Raw genomic sequence first — 13,755 nt, 5'->3', positions numbered from 1 at the left:
ACGTTTCCACCCCTCATGAGCCGACACGACGACATCAAGCTCCTGCGCATCAACTACCTGCGCGGCCCCAACATGTGGACCTACCGTCCGGTGCTGGAAACCTGGCTGGACCTGGGTGGCCTGGAAGAACACCCCTCCCACCTGATCCCCGGGTTCACCGACCGCCTGTGCAAGCGCCTGCCGGCGCTGGAAGAGCACCACTGCGGCGTCGGCGAACGCGGCGGCTTCCTGCAGCGCCTGACCGAGGGCACCTGGATGGGCCATGTGCTGGAGCACATCGTCATCGAGCTGCTCAACCTGGCCGGCATGCCGACCGGGTTCGGCCAGACGCGCTCCACCTCGCGCCACGGCGTGTACCGCATGGTCTTCCGCGCCCGCGACGAGCAGGTCGCCCGCTGCGCGCTGGAGCAGGGCCACGCGCTGCTGATGGCGACGATCAACGGCGACGACTTCAACGTCGACGCCGCCGTCGAGGCGATCCGCGACAAGCTCGACGACTGCTACCTCGGCCCATCGACCGCCGCCATCGTGGCCGCGGCGACCGACCGCCGCATCCCCCACATCCGCCTGAACGACGGCAACCTGGTGCAGCTCGGTTACGGCGCGCGCCAGCGCCGCATCTGGACGGCCGAGACCGACATGACCAGCGCGATCGCCGAAGGCATCGCGCGCGACAAGGACCTGACCAAGGAACTGCTGAAGTCGGTCGGCGTGCCGGTGCCCGCGGGCCAGGCGGTCAAGACCGCGGCCGAGGCCTGGGACGTCGCCCAGGACCTGGGCCTGCCCGTCGTCGTGAAGCCGTCCGACGGCAACCACGGCCGCGGCGTCACGCTGGACCTGCGCCATGAGGCCGACGTCGAGGCCGCCTTCCACGTCGCCGACAAGGAAGGCTCCGAAGTCCTGGTCGAGAGCTACATCCCCGGGATGGAGCACCGGCTGCTGGTCGTCGGCGGCCAGGTCGTCGCCGCCGCCCGCGGCGAGGAAGCCTGGGTCACCGGCGACGGCACGCACACCGTCATCGAACTGATCGACCTGCAGATCAACACCGACCCGCGCCGTGGCACGACCGAGGACTTCCCGCTCAACCGCATCAACATCACCGACGACCCGGTCGTGCTGCTGGACCTGCAGCGCCAGGGCCTGACCGGCGACGGCGTGCCCGAGGCCGGCCAGCGCGTGCTGATCCAGCGCAACGGCAACGTCGCGATCGACTGCACCGCGCAGATCCATCCGGAAGTGGCGCACGCCGTCTCGCTGGCGGTGCGCACCGTCGGCCTGGACATCGCCGGCGTCGACCTGGTCTGCAGCGACATCTCGAAGCCGCTGTCCGAGACCGGCGGCGCGATCGTCGAAGTCAACGCAGGCCCCGGCCTGCTGATGCACCTGAAGCCGGCCGAGGGCATGCCCCAGCCGGTGGGCCAGGCCATCATCGACCACCTGTTCGCCGAGGACGAAAGCGGCCGTATCCCCATCGTGGGCGTGGCCGGTTCGCGCGGCACGGCGCAGATCGCGCGCCTGGTCGGCTGGCTGCTGCACCTGAACGGCCGCCACGTCGGCCTGGCTTGCGGCGCCGGCCTGTTCCTGGGCACCCGCCGCGTCGAGCGCAAGCCCAGCGCGACCTGGGCCGCCAGCCACCGCCTGCTGATGAACCGCGCCGTCGACGCCATCGTGGTCGAGAACGGCGCCGGCACCATCCTCGGCGACGGCCTGGCCTACGACCGCTGCCAGGTCGGCGTGGTCACCGACCTGGGCCGCGTGGCCGAGCTCGACAACCACGACATCCAGACCGAGGACCAGCTCTTCAAGGTGCTGCGCACGCAGGTCGACGTGGTGTTGTCCGACGGCGTCGCCGTGCTGAACGCCGACGAGGCCAAGGTGGCCGAGATGGCCGAGCTGTCCGACGGCGAAGTGATCCTCTACGCGCTGGACGCCGGCAACGCCGCGCTGACCGAGCACCGCGGCAAGGAAGGCCGCGGCGTGTTCCTGCGCGGCGGCGCCGCGATGCTGGCGCAGGGCACGTCGGAGACTTCCGGCGCCAACGTCGAATCGCTGCAGGCCCGCTTCCGCGCGGTCGGCCAGGAGATCGCGACCGACGCGGTGCTGGCCGCCGTCGCCACCGGCTGGGCCATGGGCATCTCGCCCGAGCTGATCTCCGCCGGCCTGGACACCTTCGTGCCGGACCTGCCGCAGTAAGCAGCCCCGCTTCACGATCGCCCCTTCAAAGAACAGTCGAACCCGAAAGACGACAGATGGAAGTCTCCCGCACACGCGCCCTCCGCGGTCCCAACATGTGGAGCCGCCACACCGCCATCGAAGCGGTCGTGCACTGCAGCGACACGGAACGCACCATCGCGGACATGGCCGGCTTCGAGGCCCGCCTGCGCGAACGCTTCCCCGGCATCGGCCCGCTGCGGCCGGCCAGCAGCGCCAAGACGCCGATCACGCTGGCCCATGTGCTCGAGCAGGCCGCCCTGGCGCTGCAGGCGCAGGCCGGCTGCCCGGTGACCTACAGCCACACGCACACGACCTCGGAAACCGGCACCTACCAGGTCGTCGTCGAGTACAGCGAGGAAGATGTCGGTCGCGCCGCCTTCGAGAAGGCCGTCGAGCTGATCAACGCCGCGCAGTCCGGCACGGCCTTCGACGCCGACGCCGCCGTCAAGGCGCTGCGCGAGACGGACGAGGACATCCGCCTCGGCCCTTCGACCGGCTCCATCGTCGACGCCGCCAGCAAACGCGGCATCCCGTTCCGGCGCCTGACGCAAGGCTCGCTGGTGCAACTGGGCTGGGGCGTGAAGCAGCGCCGCATCTGGGCCGCCGAGGTCGACGCGACCAGCGCCGTCTCCGAATCGATCGCGCAGGACAAGGACCTGTCCAAGCGCCTGCTGCAGTCGGCCGGCGTGCCGGTGCCCATCGGCGCGCCGGTGGAAACCGTCGACGAGGCCTGGGAACTGGCGCTCGAGATCGGCCTGCCGGTCGTGGTCAAGCCGCTGGACGGCAACCAGGGCAAGGGCGTGACGGTCAACGTCGCCTCGCGCGAGCACATGGAGATCGCCTACAAGGCCGCGGACGAGATCGGCACGGTGATGGTCGAGAAGTTCCTGCCCGGCAGCGACTACCGGCTGCTGGTCGTGGGCGACAAGCTGGTGGCCGCGGCCCGCCGCGATCCGCCCAACGTCACCGGCGACGGCGTGCACACGGTGCGCCAGCTGGTCGACAAGGTCAACGAGGACCCGCGCCGCGGCGACGGCCACGCGACCTCGCTGACCAAGATCCGCCTGGACGACATCGCCATCGCGCGGCTCGACCTGCAAGGCCTGACCCCGGCCTCCGTGCCGGACAAGGGTCAGCGCGTGATCCTGCGCAACAACGCCAACCTGTCCACCGGCGGCACCGCGACCGACGTGACCGACGACGTGCATCCGGATGTCGCCGCCCGCGCGATCGCGGCGGCGACGGTCGTCGGCCTGCACGTCTGCGGCGTCGACGTCGTGGCCGAGAGCGTGCTCAAGCCGCTCGAGGAACAGAGCGGCGGCATCGTCGAGGTCAACGCCGCGCCCGGCCTGCGCATGCACCTGAGCCCGTCCTACGGCAAGGGCCGCGACGTCGGCGAGGCCATCATCTCCAGCATCTACGGCGGCAACCGCGGCGCGGCGAGCGAAGACGGCCGCATCCCCATCGTGGCGGTGACCGGCACCAACGGCAAGACGACGACCTCGCGCCTGGTCGCTCACATGTTCGCGACGCAGGGCCTGCGCGTGGGCATGACCAACACCGACGGCGTCTACGTCGACGGCCGCCAGACCGACAGCGGCGACTGCTCCGGTCCCAAGAGCGCGCGCAACGTGCTGATGCATCCGGACGTCGAGGCGGCGGTCTTCGAGACCGCGCGCGGCGGCGTGCTGCGCGAGGGCCTGGGCTTCGACCGCTGCCAGGTGGCGGTGGTGACCAACCTCGGCGAGGGCGACCACCTCGGCATGAACTTCCTCAACACCGTCGAGGAACTGGCGCTGGTCAAGCGCGTGATCGTGCAGAACGTGGCGCCCAACGGCTACGCGGTGCTGAACGCCGCCGATCCGGTCGTGGCCAAGATGGCCGACGTCTGCCCGGGCCAGGTGATCTTCTTCGCGAGCGACCGCCACCATCCGCTGATGGCGACGCACCGCGCGCAAGGCAAGCGCTGCGTCTACATCGACGGCGACGCGCTGGTCGCGGCGCAGGGCGCGTGGCGCGAATCGATCCCGCTGCGCGACATCCCCTTCACCCGCGGCGGCGCGATCCCGTTCCAGAACGAGAACGCGATGGCGTCGGTGGCGGCGGCCTGGGGCGTGGGCCTGGACTGGGACACGATCCGGCGCGGTCTGGCGAGCTTCATGAGCGATCCGGACAGCGTGCCGGGCCGCTTCAACGTGATGGACTATCGCGGTGCGACGGTCATCGCCGACTACGGCCACAACGGCGACGCGATGCGCGCGCTGGTGCAGGCCGTGCAGGCGCTGCCGGCCAACAAGCGCTCGGTGGTGATCTCCGGCGCCGGCGACCGCCGCGACGAGGACATCCGCATCCAGACGCAGATCCTGGGCGAGGCCTTCGACGAGGCCATCCTGTTCCAGGACGCCTGCCAGCGCGGCCGCGAGGACGGTGAAGTCCTGGCGCTGCTGCAGCAGGGCCTGAAGGGCGCGACGCGGACCAAGCACATCGAGGAGATCCGCGGCGAGTTCGTCGCGATCGACCGCGCGCTGGAGCGTCTGCAGCCGGGCGACCTGTGCCTGGTGCTGGTCGACCAGGTCGAAGAGGCCCTGGCCCATCTGAACCAGCGCGTCCGGGAAGCCTGATGGCGGCCGGTGGCTGGCGTCACTGGCCGGCGCACTGGTGGAACGGCCTCAGCGTCGCCCTCGGGGTGATGCTGGTGCAGGTGATCGTGTCGCACGCGGCTCCGGCCGAGCTGTCGCGCGTCGCCTCGCAGCTGGCGATGGCCTGCGCCATCTGCGCCAGCCTGGCCGATCTGCCGGGCAGCGTCCGCCGCAACCGCAACCGCGTGCTCACCGCCGGCGGCATGACGCTGCTGGCCGTGGGACTGGTCGCGGTCCTGCATCCGTATCACCTCGCGATGGGCACGCTCGTGGCGGCGCTGGCGTTCGGCAGCGCGATGCTGCTGAGCTGGGGCCCGCGCGCCGGGCCCGTGTCCTTCGCGCCCATCCTGGCGATGGTGTTCGCGCTCGCGTGGCCGCCGCAGCCGCTGATGATCGTGCTGGCCAGCGGTGCCGCGGGCATCGGGCTCTACCTCGTGTGGAGCGTGATCTCCAGCGCCCTCCTGCAGCGGCGCTTCCACCGGCTCGCGCTGGCGGATGCGCTGCACGGCCTGGCGCAGTTGCTGAGCGCGCGGGCCGAGCTGCTCGGCAGCGGCGGCGCGGCGCATGCGATGCGCGACTGGCTGGGCAACGAAGCCCAGCTCGCGGAACTGCTGCAGACGGCGCGCGACCAGGTCTTCCCGCGCGCGAAGACCGATCCGCGCAGCGCCGCCGTCCTGCTGCACGTCGTCGAACTGCGCGACCTGATGCTGGCGAGCCGCCTCGATCTGGAACTGCTGGGCGAGGACCCCGTCGGTCAGCACATGCGGGCGGCGCTGGTCGGCCGGCTGAAGGCGCTGTCCGTGCTGCTCGACGAGTACCGCGATGCGCTGCTCGACGAGCGCGCGCCGGCGATGAACACCGTGCGACCGACGCAGTGGCCGGACCTGCCGCCGCAGGATCCGCGCACGCGGCTGCAGCTCGTGCTGCAGGACCGGCTGTCCCATCTCGACGGCGAAGTGCTGGCGATGGGCCGCGCGCTCGACGCCGCCCTGCCCTTGCCGCCGCTGCCGCTGGACGCCGGCGAACTGCGGAGCTTCGTGACGCCGGTTGGCTGGCCGATGGGCCTGCTCCGGGCGCAACTGCACCTCGACTCGCCGGTGCTGCGCCATGCGCTGCGCAGCACGCTGGCGCTGTCGGCCGCCTACTTCATCGCGCTGGCATTGCCCTGGGCCTCGCATCCGCACTGGCTGGTGCTGTCGGTCGCCGTGGTGCTGCGCGGCAGCCTCGACCAGACGCTGGAGCGCCGCAACATGCGTGTGCTCGGCACGGCGATCGGCTGCGGGCTGATGCTGGCGCTGTCGCTGATCCCCAACCAGACGCTGTGGATCGTCGTGCTGCAGATCGCCGTCGGCATCGCGCATGCGTTCGTCACGCGCCGCTACCTGATCACCGCGATCGCGGCGACGGTGATGGCGTTGCTGCAGTCGCACCTGGCGGATCCGTCGCATGGGATCGCGATCTCGGAGCGGCTCGCGGACACGGTGCTGGGCGCGATCCTGGCCTGGGCCTTCAGCTACGTGCTGCCGGCGTGGGAGCGTCGCAACCTGCCGCGCGCGCTCAAGCGGGCGCGCGGCGCGCTGCAGCAATACGCGATGCAGGCGATGACCGCGGCGATGACACCGGCCGGCGCGCTCACGCAGCGCATGGCGCGGCGCCAGGCCTACGACGCGCTGGCCGCGCTGTCCGCGGCCCTGACGCGCAGCGCCGCCGAACCGCGTCGGGTGCGTCCGCCGCTGCAGGAACTCAACACGGTGCTCGACCACGGCTACCGGCTGATGGCGCATCTGTCGATGATGCGCCAGAGCCTGATGCGCCGCGCCAAGGACCTCGACGCCGGCTTCCTCGCCGAGCTGCCGGAGTCGGCCAAGCGCCTGCAACGCGCGCTCGCGGGTCAGGAACCGGTGCCGCACGCGGTGCAGGCACTCCAGGACTGGAGCCTGCTCCCCGACGTCGGCCCACTGGAAGACCTTCGCCCGTGGATGCGGCGCCGCTTGCAGGTGAGCCTGGACGACGCCGCCCGCGCGGGCGAGGCGGCCGATGCGGCTTTCGCCGCGATGTCCGCGCCGCCGGAGCCGGACGTGACGCTGTCGCGTCTGCAGTGAGATCGCCCCTTCTTACTCCCTCTCCCGCTTGCGGGCGAGGGTTGGGGTGAGGGCCAGCGGCGGTGGAAGGCCTGAAGCCTTCCCGGTCTTCGATCAGCCCAGCTTGATCTCGATCTTGCGCGGTTGCGCATGCGCGGCCTTGGGGATGCGCACGCGCAGCACGCCATTGCTCAGCTCCGCGCCGATCTGGTCGGCATCCAGCTCCTTGCTCAGCGTGAACGCACGGCGATAGAACTGGCGCGACACCTCGACGTGGCCGGCCTTCAGGCCGTCGGGCAGGTCGAGCTGCATCTCGGCCTCGATGATCAGGCGGTCCTTCTCGACGCGCAGCTGGAGCTGCTCGCGCGGCACGCCGGGCAGGTCGGCGAAGAGGGTCAGCCCTTGCGCGTCCTCGGTCACGTCGACGGCGGGCTGGATCGCGTAGTCATCGCGACGGCGCGCGGTCTGCGCGGCGGTCGAAGCGCTGGTCTTCACTTGCTCGGCCGCATCGGCGGCGGGGGTGTGCACGGCAGTAGTCATGATGTTCTTTCGGATCGTGTTCGGTGGCGATGGACGGGCGGGGATGGCCAGGCGCGTCCGGGACTCAATGGATGTCGATGCGACGCGGCTGCGGCGCGGGGCGGCGCTTGACGCTGACACGCAGCACGCCGTCCTTGTAGGAGGCCGAGACCTGTTCCGGATCGATGTCGTCGGGCAGGCTGACCACGCGGCGGAACTTGCCGGCGAAGCGTTCGCGCTGATGGACGATGGTCTTGTCGGCGGTCTTCGCGGCCGGCGCGGCGGCTTCGCCTTCAGCGGCGGCGGTTGCAGCGTTGGCGGCGCCTTCGGTGGTCGCGGTCAGCGACGACGCGCGCTCGCCGGACAGGCTCAGCACGCCGCGGTCCAGGTCGACACCGATGGTGGCGGGGTCCAGGCCCGGGGCGAAGGCGTAGACCTCCACGGCTTCCGGCGACAGGCCGACGTTCAGCGCGGGATAGCCGCCGCGCGGGGTGCCGCGGCCGGCGGTGGATTCGAACAGGCCGCTCATCTCGCGCTGGAAGCGGTCGAGGTCGTTGAACAGCTCACGGGCAAACAGTTGACGGTACATGCGGGGCTCCTTGGCATCCTGCGGGTGGATCGCGGCGGAACGTCGTCCGCCATGCATCCCAACGTAGGAGCAAGAAGCAGCGCTTCAAGATCTTGAAATCAAGGGTGGCCCGTCCCCATATGCCGCGCCCGCTGCGCGTGCCGGGCATTGCCGCGCCGGCTTTCCGTGAGCGACTTCTCGCATTGCCGACGTGCCTGAAGCGTCAGCCCGCGGTCGCCGCGTCGGCCTCAGCTTCAGGCCACAGCGCGGGGAAGAGGAAGCGCAGCGCCGGCATCGGAATGCCGAACCGGACCTTCCCCCGGGTCGTATCGGACACCAGCAGCCCGATGTCGACCAACTTGCCGATGAGTGTGGCGGCCGTGCGATCGCCCAGGCCGGTCATGCTGGCGAACTCCCCTCTTGCGATCTCCCCTTGCGTGGCGAAGAGGTAGTGCAAGGGCCGCAAGGCCTCCATCCGGATGCCGCGTTTCATCACATGCTCCTCGTGTGCCAGCAGGGCTCCGAGACGATCCTGCATCTCCTGCAGATTCAGCATCTGCGACATGAATCGCACCTGGTCGATGCAGACATCCAGGAAGAAGTCGATCCACTCGATCAACATCTTCTGGCTGCGCTGTCCGCGTCCATCGAGATCGCCCATGCGAGGCATGTCCGCATCGGACAGTCGCTGCGCGTAGCGTTCGCCGCTCCGCGCCAGACCGCGCAAGGGAGACCAGAGGCCGCAGGTCAGATCGAGCGACTGCAGCACGGCCAGCGAATGCAGCCGGGCCGTTCGACCGTTCCCGTCGAAGAATGGATGGATCCAGGCCAGACGGTGATGCGCCGCAGCGGCAGCGACGAGCTGCATCTCTCCGCGCCGCACACGACCATACCCTTGCGACCATCGCGCCAGCATCGGACCGAGCGCTTGCCATGCGGGCGCCACGTGCCGCCTGACGGCGACATCCCGCGTGCGGATCACGCCGGGCTCGACGGCCACCTCTTCCGTCACCTGCCCCGAAGGATCGAGGAGCCGGACGATGCGATCCTGCGGCTCGAGTTGCGAGAACAGATGGCGATGGATGGCTTGGACGGATTCGACTTCGTAGAGCGCGGCCGTCTCCGGCCGGGATTCGAAAAGCCAGCGCTCCGTCTCGATGTGCGCAATGGCCAGGCGCTGCAGACGCGCCTTTTCGACGTTGTCGGAGAACTGGTGTGCCATCGCCTGCTCGATCTCGACGGGACGAGTGTGCTCGCCCTCGATCTTGTTCGAGTAGTAGGAGTTCATCGCTCGCAGCAGCCAGGCCAGCTCGCGGCTGACACCCGCCTGGCAGGCACCGGCGAGCCTCGTGGAAGCGGTTCGAAGGTCGTGCGCCTTTTCGAGCACGGATTCGCAGGCTCGATCCTGAGGGATCAGCGGCTCCAATTGGTCCGGATGATCAGTTCCTGATGCAGACATTTTTGCGGATCTTTAGATCGTCGCAACTGATTGATCCAAAAAGAATAATCAGAGATTTTTCTGATTATTTTGCGGATCTTTTTGCGGATCTCTTTTCGCATGCGACTGCGGGAGTGTAAAGGGCTGGGCGCGCCTACTTCAAGCGCAGCACTTCCTGCTCCGTCACCGCCGACGCCTGGTTCCCCCAACTCTGTCGGATCATCGTCGCGACGGCGGCCATCTCTGCCTCGGTGAGCACCTGCCGCAGCGGCGGCATGCCGTACGGACGCGGATGGCCCGGCGTCGTCGGCGCGTAGCCGCCATCGGCCAGCATCTGCAGCACGTTCTGCGGCGCGCCCAGCGTCACCGCGCGGTTGCCCGCCAGCGCCGGATAGGCGGGCTCCCCGGCGATCCGGCGCCCTTGCCCCTGGTCGCCGTGACAGTCGGCGCAATGCTTGGCATACACCTGACGACCGAGGTCCAGTTGCGCCGGCGGCGCCGGCTTGAACTCGGCGGCCGGCGACCCCTCGCGGGGCAAGCCGCGCAGGTAGACGGTCACTGCCTGCACATCGGCATCGGTCAGGTGCTGGAGGCTCTCCGCGACGACGTCCGCCATCGGGCCGAGCGCCGCGCCCTTCGGCGACCAGCCTGAGCGCAGCCAGGATCGCACGTCGGCCTCGGACCAGTCCTGCACACCCGCCGCATGCGGATCGGCCAGCGAGGGCGCGATCCAGCCCTGCACGCCGACCCAGCCGCCGCGCAATCCCGCCGCGTCGCGCAGCGCGCCAAGACGATTGCGGGGCGCGTGGCATTCCGCGCAATGGCCGACCGCCTGGACGAGGTAACGCCCCCGCTCGAGCGTTGCCCGGCCGGCGGCGTCTTGCGTCGCGCCGCGATCGATGCCCGGCTCGTCATGCGAGGGCGCATCGCCGGGCGTGAAGTACATCAGCCGCCACACCGCCAGCGCGGACTGCCAGCGGTACGGCCAGCCGAGCTGATGCGCAGTCGCCGTCTGCGTCACCGCCGGCTGTTGGCGCAACCACGCGAAGATCGCATCGGCGTCCTCGCGCGTCATCGCCGTGTAGCTGGTGTAGGGGAAGGCGGGATAGAGCAGCCGCCCGTCGCGGCTGCGACCGTGATGCATCGCGCGCCAGAAGTCGTCGGCGGTCCAGCGGCCGAGACCGGTCTCGGGATCGGGCGTCAGGTTGCTGCTGAACAGCGTCCCGAAGGGCGTGCCGAGCGGCAGCCCGCCGGCCAGCGGTGCGCCGCCGCGCGGGCTGTGGCAGCCGGCACAGTTGGCGATGCGGGCCAGGTAGGCACCGCGGGCGACCAGCGCGGGACTGGTGTCCTCGGCGCCGGACTGCACGGGCCGCCCCGACAGCCAGAGCTCCCGGCCCCACGCGCCGGCGAGCAGCAGCACCGCCATCAGCGGCACTGCGATGGCCATGCCGATCAGCAGGCGGATGAAAGTCCTCATCGGCGCGGCGCTGGCCGTGTGCCTGGTGGTCGCATCCCCGCTCATGGCGCCAGCCCTCCGCACTGGACGGGCAAGGGGGCGCTCGACGGCGGTTCCGGATGCGCGCCCGCCGGTCTCGCGGCGAGCCAGCTCGCGACGACGGCGATGTCGTCGGGCGACAGCGCCTTGGCCACATCGGCCATGCAATCAGGCGCATGCGCGCGACGCAACCCGCTGCGCCACGCGCCGAGCTGCCCGACCAGGTAGTCACGCGGCAACCCGAGCAGCCCCGGGATCGCCGGCTCCCGTCCCGCCATCGACGGCCCGTGGCACGCCGTGCAGGCCGGCACCTTGCGCGACGGATCACCCTGCGTGATCAATCGCTCCGCGCGGGCCTGCTGTTCCGCGCCCAGGCCCGATGGCCCCGGCGCCGGATACGGCACGTCGAGCGCCGCGAAGTAGCCGGCGATCTCGCGCAGGTAGTCGTCGCTCATGTTGCGCAGCAGCCCGGCCATCAGCGCGTGATGGCGGCGTCCGTCGCGGAAGCTCTGCAGCTGGTTGTACAGGTAGCCCGACGGCTTGCCCGCCAATCGCGGGAAGTAGCCCTGCGTCGTCGCCCGCCCCTGCGCGCCATGGCACAGCGTGCAGGCCTGGACGCGTTCGGCGATGTCGTTGGTCAGCGGCCGCAACGGTCGCGCGCCGGGATCGGCCGGCGGCGCGGAAGCCCCCTGCGCGAACGCCGCGGACATGTCGGAGACAGCAGAGACAGCGGAGAGTCCCAGGCCCAGCACAGCGGCGATGAGGACACCCGGGAGGGATCGGGAGATCTTCATCCGGCCATCATCGCCGATCCTCGCCGCGAGTGCCGCCCTCAGCGTCGCTGGTCAGGTCCGGGCCATCTCAGGGCCGCCCAGCCGTCGCGGCCCTGGTGCTTGGCCTGGTACAGCGCGCGGTCGGCGAGCGCGATCAGGTCCGCCGCCGGCACGTCGCCGTCGGCCATGCTGGCGATGCCGATGCTCGCCGTGATCGCAACACCCGAGGGCCGCGCTGCGCGCACCGCCTCGACGATCTTGGCCGCGACCTGCTCGGCCTCCTCCGGCCGGTTCAGGCCCTCGAGCACCGCGACGAACTCGTCCCCCGCGATGCGCGCCACGTGGTCGCTGCCGCGCACGGTGCGCCGCAGCACGGTCGCGAAGTCGCGCAGCACCGTGTCGCCGACGCCGTGCCCGTGGGTGTCGTTGATCGCCTTGAAGCGGTCGACGTCCAGGAACAGCAGCGCCAGCACCCGCCCCTCGCGCATGTGGCGTCGCTGCCGCGCCAGCGCGCCGTCCAGCGCCTGGTCGAACTCGCGCCGGTTCGGCAGTCCGGTGAGCGCGTCGGAACTGGCCAGCCGCGCGAGCTGCGCTTCCGCCTGCTTCATGACGGTGATGTCGATGGACAGCGTGAAGATGCCCAGCACGCGCCCGTCCGGACCGACGTCCGGCACGTAGATCGAGCGCAGGTGCCGCTGCTTGCCGAGCATCGTCGAGGTGATCTCGAACTCCACGCGCTCGCCGCCCAGCGCGAGCGCCAGCTGCGCGCTGCGCTGGCTGGTGCTCGCGGTGCCGAAGACGTCGTCGATGTGCAGCCCCAGCGACGCCTGCGGATCGAGGCCGAACCAGCTCCGCATCGTCTCGTTGGTGTAGCGCAGCTTGCGTTGCGCGTCGATGTAGCAGATGAAGACCGGCAGGTTGTCGGTGATCGCCTTCATCTGGCGCTCGCTGGCGGCGATCACGGCCTCGGCGCGCTTGCGCTCGGTGATGTCCATCGAGCAGGCGTAGAAGCCCTCGACGCGGCCGCCCGCCAGTTCGGGCACGAAGCTCTGGTGGAAGTGCAACGTCTCGCCGTCGATGATCTGCTCGGCGTCGAAGGCCACGGCCTCGCCCTTCAGCACGCGCTCGACGAAGGGCCGCATCTGCTCGGCGCTCTCCACGCCGCGCAGCTGTTCCATCGTCTTGCCGACCAGGCTGCCGGGATCGGTGTGGAAGACGCGGCCGACCTCCGCGTTGGCGAAGCGCAGATGGCCTTTCCCGTCGTAGTGGCTGATCAAGGCCGGCACGTTGTCGGCGATCCCGCGCAGCCGCTTCTGCGTGCGCAGCAGGTCGCGCGAGCGCAGCAGGACCTGCGAGGTCGCCATCACCGTGAACAGCGCCAGCATCGCCAGCCCGGCCAGCATCAGCAGCTCGGTGTGGCTGGCCTCGCGCGACAGCCGCTCGCTGATCGTGCCGCGCTCGGCGCGCAGCGACGAGGTCAGTTCGCCCAGCACGTCGCGCAACTCGTCCATGTGGTGCAGGCCCTGGTCGCCGAGCACCAGTTCCAGCGCTTCCTCGTGACGACCGGAATCGTGCAGCCGGATCGTCTGGTTCATCTCGGTCATCTTGAGCTGGACCAGCTCCCGGATGCGGGCGAGCTTGGGCGCGTGCGCGGGGTCGTCGTCGCGGGCGAACAGGTCGTCCACGCGGCGGTCGAGGCTACGGACGGCGTCCCGGTAGGGCTGCAGGTAGCCGGCGCGCTGGGTCAGCAGGTAGCCGCGCTGGCCGGTCTCGGCGTTGAGCAGGTCCTCCATCAGCAGCGTCATCGCCGGCAGGACGCTGTTGATGCGGTCGGCGCGGCGCAGGTCGTCCAGCGTCGCGCGGGCGCGCCAGGCCAGCAGGGCCACGATCACCGCCATCGCGAGCAGCGCCACCATCAGCAGACCCACGCCGCGACCGAGGCTGCTGCGGTAGATCGGCTCGGCGGAAGAACGCATGCAACGGCTCGGGCGGGTCGGTCTCGAGGACGGAAAGGAAGGCGCGAAGGCG

9 protein-coding genes are annotated in these 13,755 nt (G+C 70.5%); 3 read left to right on the top strand and 6 right to left on the bottom strand.

The annotated features are described in order from the left end of the window. The first annotated feature begins 15 nt into the window (after positions 1 to 15). From AC07OZ_RS13565 to AC07OZ_RS13555, 3 genes are read left to right on the top strand one after another with little or no spacing between them, the layout of a single operon-like run. Positions 16 to 2,193 (top strand): cyanophycin synthetase, encoded by a 2,178-nt coding sequence (locus AC07OZ_RS13565; protein ID WP_495467626.1) that lies wholly within the window; start codon positions 16 to 18, stop codon positions 2,191 to 2,193. A 56-nt stretch (positions 2,194 to 2,249) separates the two neighbouring features. Continuing rightward, the gene (cphA, locus tag AC07OZ_RS13560) at positions 2,250 to 4,835 is read left to right on the top strand and encodes a cyanophycin synthetase (protein ID WP_495467625.1); all 2,586 of its coding nucleotides are present in this window, start codon (positions 2,250 to 2,252) and stop codon (positions 4,833 to 4,835) included. Beyond that, a complete protein-coding gene (locus AC07OZ_RS13555) occupies positions 4,835 to 6,955 on the top strand; it encodes an FUSC family protein (RefSeq protein ID WP_495467624.1) in 2,121 nt (706 codons plus the stop codon). Before cphA ends, AC07OZ_RS13555 begins: the two co-directional genes overlap by 1 nt. Before the next feature lie 93 nt (positions 6,956 to 7,048). Here the strand turns inward: AC07OZ_RS13555 and AC07OZ_RS13550 are convergent, their stop codons facing one another. From AC07OZ_RS13550 to AC07OZ_RS13525, 6 genes are all read right to left on the bottom strand, one after another. Next, positions 7,049 to 7,474 carry an Hsp20/alpha crystallin family protein gene (locus AC07OZ_RS13550; RefSeq protein WP_495467623.1) on the bottom strand — a complete coding sequence of 142 codons (426 nt, stop codon included), beginning with the start codon at positions 7,472 to 7,474 and terminating at the stop codon, positions 7,049 to 7,051. 64 nt (positions 7,475 to 7,538) lie between these two features. Continuing rightward, positions 7,539 to 8,042 carry an Hsp20/alpha crystallin family protein gene (locus tag AC07OZ_RS13545; RefSeq protein ID WP_495467622.1) on the bottom strand — a complete coding sequence of 168 codons (504 nt, stop codon included), beginning with the start codon at positions 8,040 to 8,042 and terminating at the stop codon, positions 7,539 to 7,541. 202 nt (positions 8,043 to 8,244) lie between these two features. Next, positions 8,245 to 9,408, bottom strand: a complete 1,164-nt coding sequence (locus AC07OZ_RS13540) for a Fic family protein (protein ID WP_495467621.1) — start codon at positions 9,406 to 9,408, stop codon at positions 8,245 to 8,247. A 205-nt stretch (positions 9,409 to 9,613) separates the two neighbouring features. Then, positions 9,614 to 10,981, bottom strand: coding sequence for a c-type cytochrome (locus AC07OZ_RS13535; RefSeq protein WP_495467620.1), 1,368 nt, complete (start codon positions 10,979 to 10,981; stop codon positions 9,614 to 9,616). Beyond that, on the bottom strand, positions 10,978 to 11,748 hold the full coding sequence (locus tag AC07OZ_RS13530) for a c-type cytochrome (protein WP_495467619.1): 771 nt from the start codon (positions 11,746 to 11,748) through the stop codon (positions 10,978 to 10,980). Before AC07OZ_RS13530 ends, AC07OZ_RS13535 begins: the two co-directional genes overlap by 4 nt. Before the next feature lie 38 nt (positions 11,749 to 11,786). Next, positions 11,787 to 13,703 carry a diguanylate cyclase domain-containing protein gene (locus AC07OZ_RS13525; RefSeq protein ID WP_495467618.1) on the bottom strand — a complete coding sequence of 639 codons (1,917 nt, stop codon included), beginning with the start codon at positions 13,701 to 13,703 and terminating at the stop codon, positions 11,787 to 11,789. Between the last annotated feature and the right edge of the window lie 52 nt (positions 13,704 to 13,755).

This window comes from Roseateles sp. GW821-FHT09G03, from assembly GCF_059416045.1.
Note: the sequence above shows the minus strand (reverse complement) of the source record. Positions and strands in the feature narration are given on the sequence as shown.

What these genes read in the sequence shown, in the direction of transcription:
- AC07OZ_RS13530 (WP_495467619.1), bottom strand. Translation starts at nt 11,748, where the DNA reads ATGAAGATCTCCCGATCCCTCCCGGGTGTCCTCATCGCCGCTGTGCTG.
- AC07OZ_RS13555 (WP_495467624.1), top strand. Translation starts at nt 4,835, where the DNA reads ATGGCGGCCGGTGGCTGGCGTCACTGGCCGGCGCACTGGTGGAACGGC.
- AC07OZ_RS13565 (WP_495467626.1), top strand. Translation starts at nt 16, where the DNA reads ATGAGCCGACACGACGACATCAAGCTCCTGCGCATCAACTACCTGCGC.
- AC07OZ_RS13545 (WP_495467622.1), bottom strand. Translation starts at nt 8,042, where the DNA reads ATGTACCGTCAACTGTTTGCCCGTGAGCTGTTCAACGACCTCGACCGC.
- AC07OZ_RS13525 (WP_495467618.1), bottom strand. Translation starts at nt 13,703, where the DNA reads ATGCGTTCTTCCGCCGAGCCGATCTACCGCAGCAGCCTCGGTCGCGGC.
- cphA (WP_495467625.1), top strand. Translation starts at nt 2,250, where the DNA reads ATGGAAGTCTCCCGCACACGCGCCCTCCGCGGTCCCAACATGTGGAGC.
- AC07OZ_RS13550 (WP_495467623.1), bottom strand. Translation starts at nt 7,474, where the DNA reads ATGACTACTGCCGTGCACACCCCCGCCGCCGATGCGGCCGAGCAAGTG.
- AC07OZ_RS13535 (WP_495467620.1), bottom strand. Translation starts at nt 10,981, where the DNA reads ATGAGCGGGGATGCGACCACCAGGCACACGGCCAGCGCCGCGCCGATG.